The sequence below is a fragment of the Bacillus sp. FJAT-27245 genome (assembly GCF_001273955.1).
Lineage (GTDB): Bacteria > Bacillota > Bacilli > Bacillales > Cytobacillaceae > Bacillus_D.
The window spans coordinates 2,700,120-2,718,705 of sequence record NZ_LIGI01000001.1 but is presented as its reverse complement, the minus strand read 5'-3'; the positions used below and the strand labels follow the sequence as shown (position 1 = coordinate 2,718,705).

Genomic DNA, 18,586 nt, shown 5'->3' with positions numbered 1-18,586 from the left:
TTTTTCGTTTTTGTYCCGAACGACTGAATCGAATAATCAGTAAAACCAAAGGTTTCATTAAGATAGGCAAAGTTTGCCCGGCGTTTTTCAATMTCTTTCTCGAGAGTTTTGGATAATTGAATYGTCTCTTTATACAATTCARTGGATTGGATCGCTTTCAGTCTCTTCAAACTTTCCCCGAGACAGGCATTGTAAAGCTGTCGAGCACATTCTGACAGCACCAAAAGCTGTTTTCCTGCTTTCGTATCCGTTTTTAGCCGAATCGTGGCAATAAAAGAGGGAGTCCGATCTTTTGGTGCAGCCATGGCCTTACACTCCTTTTTGATTTTCTATGTACTGCTTTACGACATCAAGCGTAGTACCGCCTACAGTGGAAACAAAGTAGCTATTCGTCCATAAGGAAGGRATTCTACTTTTTAACCACGGGAATTCGCTGCGGAGGTAGCGGGAACTTCTTCCTTTCATCATTCTAATTAGTTTATTAATGCCAAACTGCGGGTCGCATTCAACGARAAGATGAACATGATCAGGCATAATCTCCATTTCGATTACTTCCGAATTCGTCTCGGCAGCAACCTCCATTAGAATAGATTTAAGMCGTTCATCTACTCCATCSACCAACACCTTCCGTCGATACTTAGGACACCAAACCACATGATACTTACATGAATATACAACGTTATTATTACTTTTATATTGTATTAGACTTTTCATACTTCTATTATATCAAATGGATAAAACGAATACAATTATTTTGAGAACATTTGTTCGAAAAAATAAACAACAACCTTACCCCATGCATGAATGCAGGGGGTAAGGTTGTTTGTTTTTGTCATATCGGGCCTGTACAAGCATACATTTTAACAATGGTGCTAGCATTGGGGAGGTGTATGCCAGTGGATATGATTAAGCCGTTTTTGCCGCATGCAGTCGCGAATGCTATCGAAGGCATCCCTTCTGCGGATAGAGAAAAGGTCGAGGAAATCAGGATTAGGGTCAACAGGCCGATTGAAGTGACAGTCAGGGGAGCTCCTTTGTTCCTTCCCTATAAGACGAACCAGGGGGATGCAGATTTGCTTTTGCAAAAAATCAGCCAGCATTCAATTTATGCGATGGATGAAGAGTTGATGAGGGGCTATATCACAATTGCCGGCGGCCACAGGGTCGGGTTGGCGGGAAAAGTCATCCTCGAAGACGGAAAAGTGAGGGCTATCAGGGATGTATCTTCGTTCAATATCAGGATTGCAAGGGAAAAAATTGGGATTGCCAATCCGCTTGTTCCCTTTTTATATAAGAACGGAAGGTGGGCGCATACGCTGATTATCGGCCCTCCCCAAACAGGAAAGACCACTTTATTAAGGGATTTCGCAAGGCTCGTGTCAAGCGGCAATGGGGGAGTGTCTCCACGAAAGGTTGGCATCGTTGATGAACGATCTGAAATTGCCGGATGCGTCAACGGAGTACCCCAGCTCACATTCGGCACCCGGATCGATGTCCTTGACGCTTGTCCGAAAGCGGAAGGGATTATGATGCTGATCAGGTCGATGAGCCCCGAAGTCATCATTGCGGATGAAATCGGCCGGCGCGAAGACTCGGAAGCCATCCAGGAAGCCGTCCACGCGGGAATTAAAATCATTACGACAGTACACGGCGGCTCGCTGGAAGAAATAAGGAACAGGCCGACACTTGATGGCATAATCGGCACGCGCGTTTTTGAAAGATACATCATTCTTGGCCGCAGGGAAGGGCCGGGAACAATCAACGAAATACTGGATGGCACGGGGTTGCCGCTCGCCGGAAAAGTGAAGGTGATGTAAATGGTGAAACTGTTGGGAGCCCTTTTTATTTTGGCAGCCACTACTTGGACGGGCTTTGAATTTTCCCGCCACCTAAGCGAGCGGCCAAAACAGCTCCGCCAGCTTAAAACGGCGCTCCAATCGCTTGAGGCCGAAATCATGTATGGCCATACCCCTTTACATGAGGCAGCAAGGCGCCTTTCCGTCCAGCTTCCAAAGCCTTTGTCCTTTTTGTTCGAGTCTTTTGGCTCCAAGCTGACACGGACGGAAACAACGGTAAAGGACGCCTGGGAAGCAAGCCTTCGGGAAGTTTGGAAGCTGACCGCCCTTGGGGAAGGGGAGCTTGAAATCATGTTTCAATTCGGGGAAACGCTTGGCAGGCATGACCGCTTTTCCCAACAAAAGCAAATCCAGCTCACGCTTACCCATTTGGAAAGGGAAGAATCGGAAGCTCGGGACCGGCAGTCGAAATATGAAAAAATGCTGAAAAGCCTCGGCTTTCTATCCGGACTGTTGCTCATCATTGTATTGATTTAGGGGGGATTGGAATGGGATTGGAAGTGGATATCATTTTTAAAATCGCCGGGGTGGGCATTGTTGTTGCCTTTTTGCATACAGTCCTTGATCAGGTAGGAAAAAAGGAATATGCCCAATGGGTCACATTGTTCGGTTTCATATATATCCTGTTCCAGGTAGCTGTCATCGTCGACGGCCTGTTTCAAAAAATCAAGTCGGTCTTTTTGTTCCAATAGAGGGGAGGGGCTTTCCAATTGAAATCTTAAAAATCGTGGGCATTTCGCTTACAGCCACTTTCCTGGCGATGATCCTCAAGGAGCAAAAACCGAATTTCGCATTTCTTCTTATCCTTTTTGCCGGTTGCATGATATTCCTTTTCCTTGTCGATAAAATCTATGAAATTATCGCGATGATTGAACGGATTGCCGTGAACGCAAAAGTAAATCTTGTTTATGTCGAGACGATTCTGAAGATCATCGGTATTGCATATATCGCTGAATTTGCAGCACAGGTTACAAAGGATGCAGGCCAGGGGGCGATTGCCTCGAAAATTGAGCTTGGAGGCAAAATCATCATCCTCGCGATGGCTATCCCCATCTTGACGGTCCTGATTGAAACTATCATTAAGCTCATACCAAATTAGCCGAATACCCTGTATTGCAGAGGTGGAAACATGAAGCACATTACTTGCCAGGCCGCAGTAGCGATCCTAATTATTTTTTTCGTCTTTTTGCCTGAAGCGCATGCGTCCCCGAATACACAGTCGACGCTTCCCGATGAACTTGTGGATGCCCAGCTCAAATCAATGGATATCTCGGAATTGATGGGTTTTTGGGATGGGCTATCACAAAAATATGGAGGTTTCCTGCCTGAAAGCCAGAAAGGGAGCCTTTATGATTTTTTAAAAGGGGACAAACAGTTTTCACCAAGCGAGTGGGGAAAGGGATTTTTGAAATTTGCGTTCCATGAATTCATCGCAAATGGAAAACTCCTCGGGTCGCTTATTTTGTTGACCGTTTTCAGTATGTTTTTGCAATCCCTGCAAAACTCTTTTGAAAAAAGCACCATCAGCAAGGTAGCATATTCGATTGTTTTTATGGTACTCGTGATTCTCGCGTTGAATAGCTTCCATATTGTCATTGAATTTGCTAATGAAACAATCAGGACGATGACTTCGTTTATCCTTGCGCTCATTCCTCTTTTGCTGGGCCTAATAGCGTCATCCGGGGGCGTTGTCTCGGCGGCGTTCTTCCATCCGGTCGTCCTTTTTCTGATGAATACGAGCGGGGTGCTCATTGAACATATCGTCCTGCCGCTCCTGTTTCTCTCAACATTGCTCAGTATTGTTAGCGCCATGAGCGAACAGTACAAAGTCAGCCAGCTTGCAAGTTTACTAAGGAACTGGAGCATCGGGCTTCTAGGCATTTTCCTCACTGTCTTTCTTGGCGTGCTGTCAGTCCAGGGCGCTTCAACCGCGGTATCGGACGGGATTGCAATCAGGACCGCCAAATTTGTGACCGGGAACTTTGTGCCTGTCATTGGAAGGGCATTTACCGACGCGGCGGACACAGTCATAGGAGCTTCCGTTCTTTTAAAAAACACAGTCGGCCTCGCCGGGGTAGCGATTCTGCTCATTATCGTGGCATTTMCCGCGATAAAAATCCTGATGATCGCGTTTATTTATAAATTTGCCGCCGCAATCTTGCAGCCTCTCGGCGGAGGCCCGATCATTTCCTGCCTCGATACGGTCGGCAAAAGCATCATCTATGTATTCGCTTCCCTTGGGATTGTATCCCTCATGTTCTTCCTTTGCATCACTGTAATAGTCGCGGCCGGAAATATAACGATGATGATGAGGTGAAAGGAGGAACCGGCGTGGGATTTTTAATAGAGTGGGTTACGAACATCATCGTTTTCATCCTGCTGGCGACAGTCATTGATATGCTATTGCCAAATTCGTCCATGCAAAGATACACAAAAATGGTGACCGGCCTCCTTTTGATAGCGATCCTTCTCGGACCGGTACTGAAGGTTGTTTCAGGAGATTTCGAGGATGCGATGCTCTCGCTGCCGGCTCTGCAGGCCACGGCCGGAATGGAAAATAGTAAAAATTTAATAGAAGTGAAGAAAAAAGAAATACAAGCGTCCCAACAAGCATATATTTTAGAACAAATGGCTGTCCGGTTAAAAAAGGACGCCGAGGAGGAGTTGATGGAACGCTTTGGCCTCCAGATTGCCGGTTTGGAGATTGATGCCGGAAATAAGGACGGGCAGGGCCTGGCGGGGTCCATTGAACAGGTGGCGGTAAGGCTTTCCAAGCCTGAAGAGGAAAGTGGCAATGTCAAGGTGGTGGAGGCCGTCGTCATCAACGCATCTTCCCCGGCCAGGGATAATGGGGATGATGAATTGCGGGAATCGGTAGCCTCATTTTTAGCGGAGAAATGGAGTATCCCTGAAAATGCGATAGAGGTAGCCATTGAAGGGGGGTGACGAGGGTGGTGAAAAACAAAAACAGCCCGATTGACTGGCTGAAAAGCAGGCTGTTTGACGGACAGCCGCAAGGAAAGAAAACGAAGTACCAGTATATGGCCCTGGTCCTCTGCCTCGGCGCGGCCTTCATGCTGATTGGCAACTTGTTTTTGCCAGGTGGCAAGGAGGATGAAGCGGCCCTCCAAGTCGCCACAGGACAAGGGAGCGGGGATGTTGCCGCTTTCGGGCAAAAAAAACAAGCCAGGAAATCAACATTATCCGATTATGAACAAGCATATGAAAACCAACTGAAGGAAGCCCTCGAAGATATGCTTGGAGTGGGGGAGGCCACCGTGATGGTCAACCTGGATTCCACCGAGTCGAAGGTACTTGAAAAAAATACCGTTACAAAAAGGCAAATGACAAATGAGCGTGACCGTGATGGCGGTACAAGGGAAGTTGAGGATGCTTCAGTCGACGAACAGCTTGTCCTCATCCGCAATGGCGATAAAGAAGAGCCAATCGTCATTGAAACAAAAAAGCCGGAAATACGGGGAGTGCTTGTTGTTGCCAAGGGTGCGGATAACATAGAAGTGAAAAAGCGAATCATTGAAGCGGTCACCAGGGCTCTCGGAGTACCAAGCCACAGGGTCGCAGTGATGGCCAAAAAAAATTAAGGGGGAAACAGTAGGATGCTTTTGAAAAAACAGACCGTTTGGCTTTTGACGATGCTGAGCCTCGTTATCGTGTTATCGGTTTATTATATTACTTCAGAGCCGCAGGGTGATAATAACCTCACTGCTGTTGGGGAAAAAGCAAAAGAGACCAAGACCGCGAAAAAAGAGGCGGCTTCCAAAGTAACGGATGGAAAAACAGTGATTACGGAAGCTTCTGCGGGTGAAGGTTTTGAAGAATTGCGCCTGAAGCTGACCGATCAGCGCAATCAATTGAAGGAAGACCTCGAAACGCTTGTCGGGACAACCAATCTGCCGGAAAGTAAGCGGAGCGAGTACCTGAATAAAATCGATGAATTGAAAGATATCGGCGTTCAGGAAGAACTGCTGGAAACGCTGCTGAAGTCAACTATGGGCTATGAGGATGCCCTTGTCATGGCGGACGGTGGAAATGTCCGGGTGACAGTGAAGTCGAAAAACGCGGCTTCGGAACAAGCTGCAAACGAAATCATCCAGCTTGTCCGGAAAGAAATCGGTCCAACGGCAATTCCATCCGTCGAATTCAAGCCTGCGAAATAGCAATGTGCAGAAGCTAACCTAAAGCGGACTGAAAAAGTTAAAATAGGATGTAGAAGAAAAGCCGGCATGCGCACGGCTTTTTCTTTTTCATACTGGAATTTCTGAGTTTTTACCTGTGAATAATTATCGGGGGGAATTTCCGGTACTAACTTTGGGAGATAAATCATTGTCTATATAGAGCTGAATTAAGTTTTGCTTAATGTAAGTTGATTGGAGCAGAGGGCACCGACTCCTGCGGGATGCAGCGGCAAGGTGGAGACCCCACAGGCGCTAGCGCCGAGGAGGCTCCACTGACGCCCCGCGGAAAGCGTGTGCCAGGAGCGGAAATCAACAGCAAGGTTCCATTTGAATATAAAATTTTGGGTTCAACCAATAAAGCTTTCGGAGATAAATCATGGACTAGTAGATCGGAATCTCCAAGAGAAGTGGCACGATTTTATTTTTTACGGGAAAAGGATTAAAATAAGGTGATGGGCATTGAACCTTGATTCATTATTGAATTTTTACAAGGTGTTATCGTATAGTATTAATATCTAGTCTTAATTACTAAGGAGTGCTGAAAACTGTGTTAAAAGTACAGGAAATTCGTGAAATAATTAAACTAATAGACCAATCAAGCATTGACGAATTTGTTTATGAAACAGAAGGATCCAAAATTAAAATGAAAAAGCATGCCCAGGAGGTTACTGTCCAGCAGCAGCCGGTACAGGTAGTCCAGGCAGTTCCTGCCCAGGTTCAGGCAGCTCCGGCCGGCATGTCCCAAGCCCAATCAGTTGCCCCTGGAACCCAGGCTCCTGCCCAGCCGGCCGAAACGCCTGCAGAGCAAAAAGAAGATGACTTGCACAAAATTGTATCGCCTATGGTCGGTACGTTCTACCAATCCCCATCGCCTGATGCCGACGCATATGTGAAGCCAGGTTCAAAAGTAAGCCCTGATTCAATCGTTTGTATTGTTGAAGCCATGAAGCTCTTTAATGAAATTGAAGCGGAAGTAAGCGGCGAAATTGTAGAGATTCTTGTAAAAGACGGGCAGCTAGTCGAGTACGGCCAGCCGTTATTCCTAGTAAAAACGGCCGGGGAGCGATAAGCAGAATGATTAAAAAAATATTGATAGCAAACAGGGGGGAAATCGCGGTCAGGGTAGTGCGCGCTTGCCGGGATCTAGGCATCGAATCCGTTGCTGTTTATTCCGAAGCAGACCGCGAATCCCTGCATGTACAACTTGCAGACGAAGCATACTGCATTGGGCCTACTTCATCGAAGGATAGTTACTTGAATTTTACAAACATCATCTCAGTCGCGAAGCTTACAGGCTGTGACGCCATCCACCCCGGCTACGGTTTCCTTGCCGAAAATGCCGCTTTTGCGGAATTGTGCCGCGAATGCAATATCATTTTTATCGGTCCGAGCCCGGAAGCCATCAACAAGATGGGCACGAAGGATGTTGCCCGTGAAACGATGCGTGAAGCAGGAGTCCCAATTGTACCGGGCTCGACGGGAATCGTTAAGGATGTAGACGAGGCCATTGAAATTGCCGGCCAAATTGGATACCCGGTCATTATCAAGGCTACCGCTGGCGGCGGTGGAAAAGGGATTCGAATTGCCCGTGATGAGCAGGATCTCATTAAAGGGATCAACATCACCCAGCAGGAGGCAATGACCGCGTTTGGCAACCCGGGGGTCTACCTTGAAAAGTTCATTGAAGATTTCCGCCATGTTGAAATCCAGGTTATGGGCGATTCCCATGGGAACACGATCCATCTTGGCGAAAGGGACTGTTCCATCCAGCGCCGCCTGCAAAAGCTGCTTGAAGAGACGCCTTCCCCTGCGATTGACTCGGAAATGCGTGAAGAAATGGGCAATGCGGCTGTTAAAGCTGCCAAAGCGGTTGATTATACAGGCGCGGGTACGGTAGAATTTATTTATGACTACCGCGACCGGAAATTTTACTTCATGGAGATGAATACACGGATCCAGGTTGAACATCCGGTCACTGAAATGGTAACAGGAGTCGATCTCATAAAGGAGCAAATCAAGGTTGCTTCCGGAGAAAAGCTGAGCATAAGCCAGGAAGAGGTCACTTTTACCGGCTGGTCCATCGAATGCCGGATCAATGCCGAAAATCCAGAAAAGAATTTTATGCCATCCGCGGGKAAAATAAAAATGTACCTTCCGCCGGGCGGAATTGGAGTAAGGGTTGATTCAGCTGCGTATCCGGGGTATACAATTCCCCCTTATTATGATTCAATGATAGCAAAAGTCATCACGTATGGAAGCACCCGTGAAGAAGCAATTGCCCGAATGAAAAGGGCTTTGTCCGAATTCGTTATCGAGGGCATCCATACTACGATTCCTTTCCATYTAAGGCTTCTTGAACACGAGAAATTCGTTGGCGGGGAATTCAATACAAAATTCCTTGAATTGTATGATGTGATGAAATCCTAGATCTACCTGGAGGTGTCTGGAATGTACGAAAACGGTGTTTTGGAAATGAATGAAGGAATGGGCGGCCACGGCAAGGTGGAAATCGCGCCTGAGGTAATTGAAGTAATCGCCGGAATTGCAGCATCCGAGGTTGAAGGTGTCGCCTCCATGAGAGGCAATTTTGCCACAGGTGTCGTGGAACGCCTCGGCAAAAAAAACCATGGTAAAGGAATAAAAGTTGAACTGACGGATTCCGGAATCAAGGTTGACGTATTCTGCATGATGAAATTTGGCGTTTCAATCCCTGTGGTGGCGCAAAAAGTGCAGGACAATATCCGCCAGACACTGCTGAATATGACCGCACTTGAAGCGGAAGAAGTCAATATCCATATTGTTGGCATCCAGTTCGAGAACCTGAAGCAGGAAATGCCGGAAATCGAACAGGAAATGTAAACAGGCAAATGATTCCGTGGCATGCAGCGGAAATCAACTTCCATTTTACAGAGCACATATTAACGGGGGAACCGGGGCATCCTTGCTTCTGGTTCCTTTTTTTGCCCGTTCGCACTGCATTCGCGAGAGGTTTATGCTATTATTTCCTTGGGGGAGTCCTCGTAGATTCATACGTGGAAAATGTGCGAAAATTGTCCAAATTGACTTATTTTTCTAAAAGGAGCTAATTGTATAATGAAGAGAAGGACAGCAAGAGAAAAGGCACTTCAGGCGCTTTTTCAAATTGATGTAAGCGAAGCTGACCCGGCGTCGGCAATCGAGCATGTGCTTGAAGGGGATGCCCCTGATCCATATCTATCCAGGCTTGTGAACGGCGCGGTGGAGCAAAAGCCGGACATTGACGGATTAATCAGCAAGAATCTAGAGAAGTGGTCGATGGAAAGGCTTGCCGCTGTTGACAGGAACCTGCTTAGGCTGGGTGTGTATGAATTGAAATATTGCCATGATGAAGTGCCTGCCAATGTGGTTTTGGATGAGGCTATCGAAATAGCCAAGCTTTACGGAGACGATCAATCAAGCAAATTCATTAACGGCGTCCTTTCAAAGGTGAAACAGGAATTGGTTTAACTTTGAATGCGGGATGGTCTTCTCCACAACTAAGGAGGAATCGGGATGGTAGCGAAAGTGATTGATGGGAAAGAAATCGCGAAGAAAAAAAGACAGGAAATCGCAAGCGAAACGAAGGCGCTGAAAGAGGAAAATATTACGCCGGGGCTTGCTGTAATCCTTGTTGGAAACAACCATGCTTCAAGGACGTATGTCAATAATAAGGAAAAGGCCTGCAAGGAAGTCGGGATTGAATCCTTCCTGATTGCCTTACCTGAAGATATCAGCCAGGATGGGCTTTTAAAAGAAATCGATGAGTTGAATAAGCGTGAGGATGTCCATGGCATTCTCGTCCAGCTCCCTTTGCCTGCTCATATCGAAGAAAAGAAAGTCATCGAAGCCATTATTCCCGAAAAGGATGTGGATGGTTTCCACCCTTTGAACATCGGAAGGATGATGACGGGCCAGGACTCTTTTCTCCCTTGTACTCCTTATGGGGTCATGGTAATGCTGGAGGAAACAGGCATTGAAGTTTCCGGAAAGCATGTGGTCATCGTCGGCAGAAGCAACATCGTCGGCAAGCCGGCAGGACAGCTTTTTCTGAATAAAAACGCGACTGTTACATATTGCCATTCGAGAACGCAGGATCTTGAATTCCATACAAAACAGGCGGACATCCTTGTCGCGGCGCTCGGAAAGCCAAACTTTATTAGGTTGAACCATGTTAAAGAAGGCGCTACCGTCATTGACGTAGGAATTAACAGGGATGAACACGAAAAGCTATGTGGCGATGTCCATCCGGAAGTTGCCGAAAAAGCTGCCTACCTGACTCCTGTCCCTGGCGGAGTGGGCCCTATGACAATCACGATGCTTCTTTTTAACACCCTGAAGGCTGCCAGGCAGTCCAAAGCTTTAAGCAAAGCGTAGTCCCGTAATTTCACAGCAAAGCATTTCGGATTTTCATCCATTTTTTCAAATTGCCCTGGTCCATTGTAGTTGGATTTCTTGCCCGTGACGGATAGGGAATCTAAACTTATAATGGAATAGGGCAGTTTTTCTTTTTTTTAAAAAAAGAGCTGTATAATTGGCGGTGTGATTTGGCGTAGGGCACAGGCTCCTCTAAATATGTGCCTGAAGCGGAAATCAACAGCCAGTTTTCCGGAAGAAAGTATGGCAGGGAGTTTTTATTATGCAGGAAACCAACCGTTTTGTAACTGTTACTGCACTGACAAAATACATAAAGCGTAAATTCGATGCCGACCCGCATCTTCAGGATATTTTTATCAAAGGGGAAATTTCAAACCTGAAACAGCATTCAAGCGGCCATATTTACCTCACCTTGAAGGACGAGCGTTCCCGAATTCTTGCTGTCATGTTCGCCGGCAACGCCCGGACAATGAAATTCCATCCTGAAAATGGAATGAAGGTCATTGTCAGGGGCGAGATTTCCGTCTATGAAGCAAGCGGGCAGTATCAGGTTTATATAAAAGAGATGAAACCGGATGGCATAGGCGAGCTATTTCTTGCCTATGAGCAGCTCAAGAAAAAGCTAGAAGCGGAGGGCCTATTCCGCGTTGAGAGGAAAAAACCGCTTCCACCATTCCCGCGGACGATCGGAATCGTCACCTCCCCAACAGGAGCGGCGATAAGAGACATCATTACGACGATTAGAAGGCGCTACCCGATCGGCAAAATGGTCGTGTTCCCAGCTCTTGTGCAAGGTGAAAATGCGGGAAAATCAATCGCCGGGGCAATTCAAAAGGCAAATATGGGCGGAGATATCGATGTCCTGATTGTCGGACGGGGCGGAGGTTCAATTGAAGAACTATGGGCCTTCAATGAAGAGCAGGTCGCAAGGGCTATTTTTGCCTCCGCCATCCCGGTCATTTCTGCTGTAGGGCATGAAACGGATTTTACGATTGCCGATTACGTTGCGGATATGCGCGCGCCGACTCCAACCGGGGCCGCCGAGCTTGCCGTTCCGCATATCGAGGAACTAATGGAGCGTGTCCTGCAGCGGCAGGCCAGGCTGATGAGGGCTATGAAGGAGAAATTCAGCTTCCAAAAGGGCCGCTTTGAGCGGATCCAGCGGTCATATGCATTCCGCTACCCCCGCCGTCTTTATGAGCAGAAGCTTGAACAGCTGGACAGGCTGACCGAAAACCTATACCGTGGCGCAGGCCGGCTGGCGTTAGTGAAAAAGGAGCAATTCGGCAATATGGCAAGAAGGCTTGAGAGGAACAGCCCGGTTCAGCTCCTTGGCCAGGCATCCGAGAGGCATGGACGCGCAGAAAAGGAACTTTTAAGAGCCATGAACCAGATTCTTCTTGGGAAAAAAGCGGTATTTGGCCGGACCCTTGCATCGTTCGAAGCGTTAAATCCCCTGAAAATCATGGAGCGGGGCTATAGCCTTGCGTATACGGAAGATAACCAATTAATTAAAAAAATTGGCCAGGTTGAGGAAAATGACAAGGTAACCATTCAGGTGACGGATGGAAGCCTATTATGCAGAATAGAGGAGAAAAGGGAGGTTGAAAAAAATGGCTGAGGAAAAGCAACTGACGTTTGAACAAGCCATGGATCAGCTTGAACAAATCGTGGAACGGCTTGAGGAAGGGGATGTCCCCCTTGAGGAGGCAATCTCCTTTTACAAGAAGGGAATGGAGCTTTCAAAATTGTGCCATGATAAACTGAAAAACGTCGAGGAACAACTGGCCCAAATTATCACGGAAGATGGACGAAAAGAAAGCTTTTCAATCGACGGGGAGGAATAAAAGTGGGAAAAGGACTTTTGGACGATGCAATTGTTAAATACAGGCAGCTGTTGGAAGAAGAACTCCGTTCATCAGTCCGCAGGCTGGAAGCGCCCGAATCGCTGAAGGAAGCGATGCTGTATTCACTTGAAGCAGGCGGGAAAAGAATCCGGCCCATGCTTGTCTTTGCGGCAATGGACGCGTTCGGGCGGAATCCAGAGGAAGGGATCGCCGCTGCTGCTGCAATAGAAATGGTCCATACATATTCGCTGATTCACGACGACCTCCCAAGCATGGATGATGACGACCTGAGAAGGGGAAAACCGACGAATCACAAAGTGTTTGGGGAAGCGTTGGCGATCCTTGCTGGCGATGCCCTGTTGACGTATAGCTTTGAACTGCTTGGAGATATGGACGCTGCCCCCGAAACAAAACTCAAGCTTGTGGCGGGACTCGCAAAAGCGGCTGGAGCTGCCGGAATGGTGGGTGGGCAGGCCGCGGACATGGAGGGCGAGGATAAAGAGCTGACGCTTGAACAACTCGAACACATACATATTAATAAAACAGGCCGGCTCCTAACCTTTAGTGTGCTTGCTGGGGCGATTTTGTCAGATGCGGACGAGGAGAAGCTTGGCATGCTTTCAAGGTTTGCGTTCCACCTCGGCCTGGCGTTCCAGATACGCGATGATATCCTTGACCTTGAAGGGGATGTCGGAACCATTGGAAAGCCTGTCGGGAGCGACACAGCAAACCATAAAAGCACGTATCCGAAACTCCTGACACTTGAAGGGGCGAAGGAAGCTTTGGAAACCCATATTATAAAGGCAAGGGAAGAGCTGGATAAAACGGGGCTTGACACCAAGCTGCTGCTTGAAATCACAAGCCTTATCGCCACGCGAAACCATTAAACAGCCCATTTGAGCACCGGGCCTAATTATGATACAATCGGGGTCATACAGTGAACCTGCCATCCAGGATGAATAATCCTCGCTGATGGATGGGCACCGTTAAGTTGGATTAAGTAAACACTGACTATGTTGCCGTTATCACGACTGTGCTAGCGGCATATTTTTTACCCGGAGGAAGGAATAGCGGGGATTTAGGGAAATAATAGGTGAAATTCCGATATTGCCTTGAGGATTCCGCTTATTCCTTTATAATAAAAGGGATTAATGTTAGTTTGGTGAATATGCAATGAAAGTGAGTGGTCCTAATTGGATCTTACATCAATAAAAGATCCATCCTTTCTTAAAAGGATGACAAACAAGGAGCTTGAAAAGCTAAGCAAGGAAATCCGCCGGTTCCTTATTAATAAATTATCGATAACAGGCGGGCATATCGGGCCGAATCTTGGGGTTGTGGAATTGACAATCGCCCTTCATAAAGCATTTAACAGCCCAAAGGATAAAATTATTTGGGATGTCGGACATCAGTCCTATGTGCATAAAATCCTTACTGGAAGAGCGTGTGAATTCGACACTTTAAGGCAATTCAAAGGTCTTTGCGGCTTTCCAAAACGGTCTGAAAGCGAGCATGATGTATGGGAAACCGGGCATAGCTCGACTTCGCTGTCCGCTGCGATGGGAATGGCGATTGCAAGGGATCTGAAAAAAGAAGACAGCTACATCCTTCCGGTAATCGGCGATGGCGCATTGACCGGGGGCATGGCCCTTGAAGCGCTCAACCATATCGGGCATGAAAAGAAAAACATGATCGTAATCCTCAATGATAATGAAATGTCCATTGCCCCGAACGTGGGCGCCCTTCACAACGTACTTGGCAGGCTGAGGACTTCCGGAAAATACAATGGGGTAAAAGATGAAATCGAGCTACTTATCAAGAAAATCCCTGCAGTAGGCGGAGTGCTTGCCGCTACTGCCGAAAGGGTCAAGGACAGCCTGAAGTATATGCTTGTTACAGGCATGTTTTTTGAAGAATTGGGTTTTACCTATCTGGGACCGGTAGATGGCCATGATTTTGAAGATCTATTTGAAAATATTGCCTATGCGAAGAAAACCGATGGCCCGGTCATCATCCATGTTATTACGAAAAAAGGAAAAGGCTTCTATCCTGCCGAGACGGATACAATCGGCACATGGCATGGAACCGGTCCATATAAAACGGACACAGGTGATTTTGTCAAGCCCACTTTCACCCCTCCCCCATCTTGGAGCGGCCTTGTAAGTGAAACAGTTCGCAAAATCGCCAGAACTGATGAACGGGTCGTCGCAATTACGCCGGCCATGCCTGTTGGCTCAAAACTGGAAGGGTTCGCAAAGGAATTCCCGGACAGGATGTTTGACGTCGGCATTGCCGAACAACACGCGGCCACGGTAGCGGCAGGTTTGGCAACGCAGAATATGAAGCCATTCCTGGCTATCTATTCAACCTTCCTTCAGAGGGCGTATGACCAGGTCGTACACGATATTTGCAGGCAGAACCTGAATGTATTCATCGGGATAGATAGGGCGGGGCTTGTAGGCGCCGATGGGGAAACCCATCAGGGCGTTTTCGATATTGCTTTCCTCCGCCATGTCCCTAATCTGGTGCTGATGATGCCGAAGGACGAAAATGAAGGGCAGCATATGGTTTATACGGCGCTAACCTATGATGACGGTCCAATTGCGATGAGATTCCCGCGCGGCAATGGAATTGGGGTCCCTATGGATGATACGTTCAAAACAATTCCGATTGGTACTTGGGAAGTTCTCAAGGACGGCCGCGATGCCGCCATTCTAACTTTTGGGACGACAATCCAGATGGCATTGGATGTAGCGGCGGAAATGGAAAGCAGGGGTGTGTCTGTAAAGGTTGTGAATGCCAGATTCATCAAGCCGCTTGACGAAGAGATGCTTGCCGGCATCCTCGAGGACGGAATGCCAATCCTGACGATTGAGGAAGCTGTCCTCCAAGGCGGGTTTGGGAGCAGCGTTATTGAATTCGCGCATGACCAAGGCTATTTTAAAAATGTCATTGACAGKWTGGGGATTCCAGATAAGTTCATTGAGCATGGAAGTGTTGATAAGCTTCTTGACGAAATCGGCTTTACCGTTGATTCGGCCATCAGCCGCCTGTCCATTCTCGCGGCAAAGAAGCAGCAGAGGGCGTAGAGCATGAAAACGAAAAAAGAAAGACTTGATGTCCTCCTTGTTGAAAGGGGGCTCGTGGAGACACGTGAAAAAGCGAAGCGGGCCATTATGGCCGGCCTCGTATATTCAAATGAACAACGGCTCGATAAGCCGGGTGAAAAAATCAGCGCCGATTCGCCCCTGGCCGTTAAGGGGAATGTCCTCCCATATGTCAGCAGGGGAGGATTGAAACTCGAAAAAGCGCTGCGTGTATTCAAAATCGACGTTTCCGGTAAAACAATGCTCGATATTGGTTCTTCCACCGGCGGATTTACGGACTGCGCGCTGCAAAATGGGGCCAAAATGTCGTATGCGCTTGATGTGGGATATAACCAGCTTGCCTGGAAACTTCGCCAGGATGAACGGGTTGTAGTAATGGAACGGACGAATTTCCGGTATGTCACCCCAGCCGACCTGCAAAAAGGGATGCCCGATTTCGCTACGATTGACGTGTCTTTCATTTCCCTTTCCCTTATCCTGCCGGTATTGGCGACTTTGCTGGTCCCTTCCAGCGACGTGATTGCCTTGGTTAAACCCCAATTCGAGGCAGGGCGTGAACAAGTTGGTAAGAAAGGGATTGTAAGGGATGAAAAGGTCCATATTGCCGTGTTGGAAAAAACGATCCGATTCGCGCTTGCTTCCGGTTTTAATGCGGCCGGCCTATCGTGGTCGCCAATTACTGGCGGGGACGGAAACATTGAATTCCTTCTTCACTTAAGATGGGAAGGAGCGGGAATGGGAGGTAAAAACCTTCTGGATGTCAGTCCGGAGGAAATTGCCAAGTCTGCACACGATGATTTAAAAACAAAACATGGGGAACAAGAAGGATAGGCATTCGCTTATCCTTTTCTTTCGGTTTTATGCTTTTGGTAAAGAATCATTGTACAAGACTGTACAAATCGGCTAACATATGTGTAGAACCGACATTTTTTTAATAGCCACGAAATGTTTTGATCACCTAATGGAGTGATAATGAATGAATAAAGGCCAACGCCATATTAAAATCAGGGAAATCATTACAAACAATGATATTGAAACGCAGGACGATCTTGTAGATGAACTAAAAGGACAGGGTTTCAACGTTACCCAGGCGACTGTTTCGCGGGATATTAAGGAACTCCATCTTGTGAAGGTCCCACTTTTGGATGGAAGGTATAAATACAGCCTTCCCGCCGACCAACGGTTCAATCCGCTGCAAAAATTGAAACGGGCCCTCATGGACGCGTTCGTCAAGATTGATGCGGCTGGCCATTTGCTCGTCATGAAAACACTGCCGGGAAATGCGATGGCGATAGGGGCCCTGATTGATAATCTTGATTGGGAAGAAATTCTCGGAACCATTTGCGGGGATGATACACTCTTGATTATTTGCAGGACGCCCGAGGATACGGGGGCTATTACCGAAAGGTTCCTTGAAATGCTGTAAGTGGGGGAATGCTTTTTGTTAACGGAATTATCCATAAAGAATTTTGCAATCATTGAGGCCCTTTCCGTTTCATTTTCAAAGGGCCTGACTGTCTTGACAGGGGAAACCGGTGCCGGAAAATCGATTATTATTGATGCCATCCATCTCCTTGTCGGTGGAAGGGGCTCATCAGAATTTGTCCGCCATGGAGAGGAAAAGGCGGAGATTGAAGGGCTTTTCATCCTTGATGACATGAAACACCCATGTGTTGCGAAAGCTTTGGAATATGGCATTGAAATTGAAGATGCAATGGTTGTGCTTCGCCGGGATATATCCCAAAATGGGAAAAGTGTTTGCAGGATAAATGGAAAGCTTGTTACGTTAGCTGTTTTAAGGGAAATTGGCGGCACGCTTGTCGACATCCACGGACAGCATGAACATCAGGAATTGATGAATGAAGCACTCCATCTGTCACTTCTCGACCAATTTGGCCATCAGGGCATCTTTCCCTTCCTTGAGTCGTATCAGCGGGTTTTTGGGAGTTACGAAGAAACGCTTGGTAAGCTCCGCAAGCTAAGTGAAAATGAACAGCAAATGGCCCATAGGCTCGACCTGATTCAATTTCAGTACGAGGAAATTACCAGCGCTAATCTTAAGCTGGATGAAGACGAAGAACTTGCCGAGGAAAAGCAACGGCTTGCCAATTTTGAAAAAATATTCGAATCTGTCCAATCGGGCTATAACGCCCTGAAAGGCGATTCCCGCGCGCTGGACTGGACCGGGGAGGCGATGGGCCTCCTTGAAGGAGCGGCGGCCCTTGACCACGCTTATAAGGACACATTTGAAGCGATCTCAAACAGCTATTATTTGCTGGAAGACGCGGCCACAACGCTTCGAAACAAACTGGAGCTTCTGGAATATGACCCGGAAAGGCTGAATGAAATTGAGGCGCGCCTGACCGAAATCAATCAATTAAAGCGAAAATACGGGAAAACGATCCCGGAAATCCTCTCTTATGCCAGCAAGATCAGCGCCGAAATCGACGCGCTCCAGAATAAAGAAACCCATATCGGGAAACTTGAAAAAGAACTTGCCAATTTGAAAAAACAGCTTACCGCTGAAGGGTCTAGCCTAACTTCCATCAGGAAAAAATGGGCTGGAAAACTTGAAAAGCTTATCCATAAAGAGTTGAAGGACCTTTACATGGCGAAAACAGTATTCGAAATCCGTTTTTTGAAGGAAGGTTCCCATTATACACGGATGGGCGCGGACAAAGTGGAATTTTTCATTTCCACAAATCCTGGAGAACCTTTAAAGCCGCTTTCAAAGGTGGCTTCTGGGGGTGAGCTGTCCAGGATTATGCTTGCCTTGAAGAGCATTTTCTCGAAACACCAGGGGGTTACGTCAATTATTTTTGATGAAGTTGATACCGGTGTAAGCGGAAGGGTGGCCCAGTCAATCGCCGAAAAAATTTCGCGTGTTGCAAAGGGTTCGCAGGTTCTCTGTATTTCGCACCTTCCACAGGTTGCCGCGATGGCCGATACCCATTTGTTCATTTCAAAAGTGACCAAAGGGGGCAGAACAAAAACATCTGTCGTCCCATTAAACGAGGAAGAGAAAATCGCGGAAATCGGCCGGATGATTTCCGGAGTAGAAATAACCGACCTGACAAAGGAACATGCGAAGGAGTTGCTGCTCCTCGCCTCCAAAATTAAAAACACATGAAAAGCTATCCAGTATGGGTAGCTTTTTTATTTGCACTCGAGTTATAAATGCTTCTTAA

Annotated in this window: 21 protein-coding genes; 20 read left to right on the top strand and 1 reads right to left on the bottom strand. The window is 47.3% G+C overall.

Features of this window, described 5'->3' with window-relative positions:
* Positions 1–309: 309 nt before the first annotated feature.
* On the bottom strand, positions 310–714 hold the full coding sequence (gene tnpA, locus ADU24_RS13290; RefSeq protein ID WP_053367090.1) for an IS200/IS605 family transposase: 405 nt from the start codon (positions 712–714) through the stop codon (positions 310–312).
* Between the two features lie 182 nt (positions 715–896).
* Here tnpA and spoIIIAA point away from each other — a divergent pair, with 182 nt between their 5' ends.
* The 20 genes from spoIIIAA (at position 897) to recN (ending at position 18,528) form a co-directional block, all read left to right on the top strand.
* Positions 897–1,817: a stage III sporulation protein AA gene (gene spoIIIAA, locus ADU24_RS13285; RefSeq protein ID WP_053367089.1), complete on the top strand. Its 921-nt coding sequence runs from the start codon at positions 897–899 to the stop codon at positions 1,815–1,817.
* Positions 1,818–2,333 carry a stage III sporulation protein SpoIIIAB gene (gene spoIIIAB, locus ADU24_RS13280; RefSeq protein WP_053367088.1) on the top strand — a complete coding sequence of 172 codons (516 nt, stop codon included), beginning with the start codon at positions 1,818–1,820 and terminating at the stop codon, positions 2,331–2,333.
* An 11-nt stretch (positions 2,334–2,344) separates the two neighbouring features.
* Positions 2,345–2,548, top strand: a complete 204-nt coding sequence (spoIIIAC, locus tag ADU24_RS13275) for a stage III sporulation protein AC (RefSeq protein ID WP_053367087.1) — start codon at positions 2,345–2,347, stop codon at positions 2,546–2,548.
* A gap of 17 nt (positions 2,549–2,565) precedes the next feature.
* Positions 2,566–2,955, top strand: coding sequence for a stage III sporulation protein AD (gene spoIIIAD / locus ADU24_RS13270; protein WP_269432248.1), 390 nt, complete (start codon positions 2,566–2,568; stop codon positions 2,953–2,955).
* 30 nt (positions 2,956–2,985) lie between these two features.
* Positions 2,986–4,173, top strand: coding sequence for a stage III sporulation protein AE (gene spoIIIAE / locus ADU24_RS13265; RefSeq protein WP_053367086.1), 1,188 nt, complete (start codon positions 2,986–2,988; stop codon positions 4,171–4,173).
* 14 nt (positions 4,174–4,187) lie between these two features.
* On the top strand, positions 4,188–4,802 hold the full coding sequence (gene spoIIIAF, locus ADU24_RS13260; protein WP_053367085.1) for a stage III sporulation protein AF: 615 nt from the start codon (positions 4,188–4,190) through the stop codon (positions 4,800–4,802).
* 5 nt (positions 4,803–4,807) lie between these two features.
* Positions 4,808–5,458, top strand: coding sequence for a stage III sporulation protein AG (spoIIIAG, locus tag ADU24_RS13255; RefSeq protein ID WP_331457046.1), 651 nt, complete (start codon positions 4,808–4,810; stop codon positions 5,456–5,458).
* A gap of 15 nt (positions 5,459–5,473) precedes the next feature.
* Positions 5,474–6,034, top strand: a complete 561-nt coding sequence (locus ADU24_RS13250) for a SpoIIIAH-like family protein (RefSeq protein WP_053367084.1) — start codon at positions 5,474–5,476, stop codon at positions 6,032–6,034.
* 565 nt (positions 6,035–6,599) lie between these two features.
* On the top strand, positions 6,600–7,121 hold the full coding sequence (gene accB / locus ADU24_RS13245) for an acetyl-CoA carboxylase biotin carboxyl carrier protein (RefSeq protein ID WP_053367083.1): 522 nt from the start codon (positions 6,600–6,602) through the stop codon (positions 7,119–7,121).
* Between the two features lie 5 nt (positions 7,122–7,126).
* On the top strand, positions 7,127–8,479 hold the full coding sequence (gene accC / locus ADU24_RS13240) for an acetyl-CoA carboxylase biotin carboxylase subunit (protein WP_053367082.1): 1,353 nt from the start codon (positions 7,127–7,129) through the stop codon (positions 8,477–8,479).
* 21 nt (positions 8,480–8,500) lie between these two features.
* On the top strand, positions 8,501–8,911 hold the full coding sequence (locus tag ADU24_RS13235; protein WP_053367081.1) for an Asp23/Gls24 family envelope stress response protein: 411 nt from the start codon (positions 8,501–8,503) through the stop codon (positions 8,909–8,911).
* Between the two features lie 234 nt (positions 8,912–9,145).
* Positions 9,146–9,538 (top strand): transcription antitermination factor NusB, encoded by a 393-nt coding sequence (gene nusB / locus ADU24_RS13230; RefSeq protein ID WP_053367080.1) that lies wholly within the window; start codon positions 9,146–9,148, stop codon positions 9,536–9,538.
* A gap of 45 nt (positions 9,539–9,583) precedes the next feature.
* On the top strand, positions 9,584–10,444 hold the full coding sequence (gene folD, locus ADU24_RS13225; protein WP_053367079.1) for a bifunctional methylenetetrahydrofolate dehydrogenase/methenyltetrahydrofolate cyclohydrolase FolD: 861 nt from the start codon (positions 9,584–9,586) through the stop codon (positions 10,442–10,444).
* Positions 10,445–10,706: 262 nt separating this feature from the next.
* A complete protein-coding gene (gene xseA / locus ADU24_RS13220) occupies positions 10,707–12,065 on the top strand; it encodes an exodeoxyribonuclease VII large subunit (protein ID WP_053367078.1) in 1,359 nt (452 codons plus the stop codon).
* Complete coding sequence (locus ADU24_RS13215; RefSeq protein WP_053368926.1) at positions 12,058–12,291, top strand: exodeoxyribonuclease VII small subunit; 234 nt, start codon at positions 12,058–12,060, stop codon at positions 12,289–12,291. The genes xseA and ADU24_RS13215 overlap by 8 nt, the downstream gene beginning before the upstream one ends.
* Positions 12,292–12,293: 2 nt before the next feature.
* The gene (locus tag ADU24_RS13210; RefSeq protein ID WP_082306906.1) at positions 12,294–13,178 is read left to right on the top strand and encodes a polyprenyl synthetase family protein; all 885 of its coding nucleotides are present in this window, start codon (positions 12,294–12,296) and stop codon (positions 13,176–13,178) included.
* A gap of 306 nt (positions 13,179–13,484) precedes the next feature.
* The gene (gene dxs, locus ADU24_RS13205) at positions 13,485–15,380 is read left to right on the top strand and encodes a 1-deoxy-D-xylulose-5-phosphate synthase (protein WP_053367077.1); all 1,896 of its coding nucleotides are present in this window, start codon (positions 13,485–13,487) and stop codon (positions 15,378–15,380) included.
* Between the two features lie 3 nt (positions 15,381–15,383).
* Positions 15,384–16,229: a TlyA family RNA methyltransferase gene (locus ADU24_RS13200; protein ID WP_053367076.1), complete on the top strand. Its 846-nt coding sequence runs from the start codon at positions 15,384–15,386 to the stop codon at positions 16,227–16,229.
* Positions 16,230–16,374: 145 nt separating this feature from the next.
* Positions 16,375–16,824, top strand: a complete 450-nt coding sequence (ahrC, locus tag ADU24_RS13195; RefSeq protein ID WP_053367075.1) for a transcriptional regulator AhrC/ArgR — start codon at positions 16,375–16,377, stop codon at positions 16,822–16,824.
* A gap of 15 nt (positions 16,825–16,839) precedes the next feature.
* Positions 16,840–18,528 (top strand): DNA repair protein RecN, encoded by a 1,689-nt coding sequence (gene recN, locus ADU24_RS13190; protein ID WP_053367074.1) that lies wholly within the window; start codon positions 16,840–16,842, stop codon positions 18,526–18,528.
* Positions 18,529–18,586 lie beyond the last annotated feature (58 nt).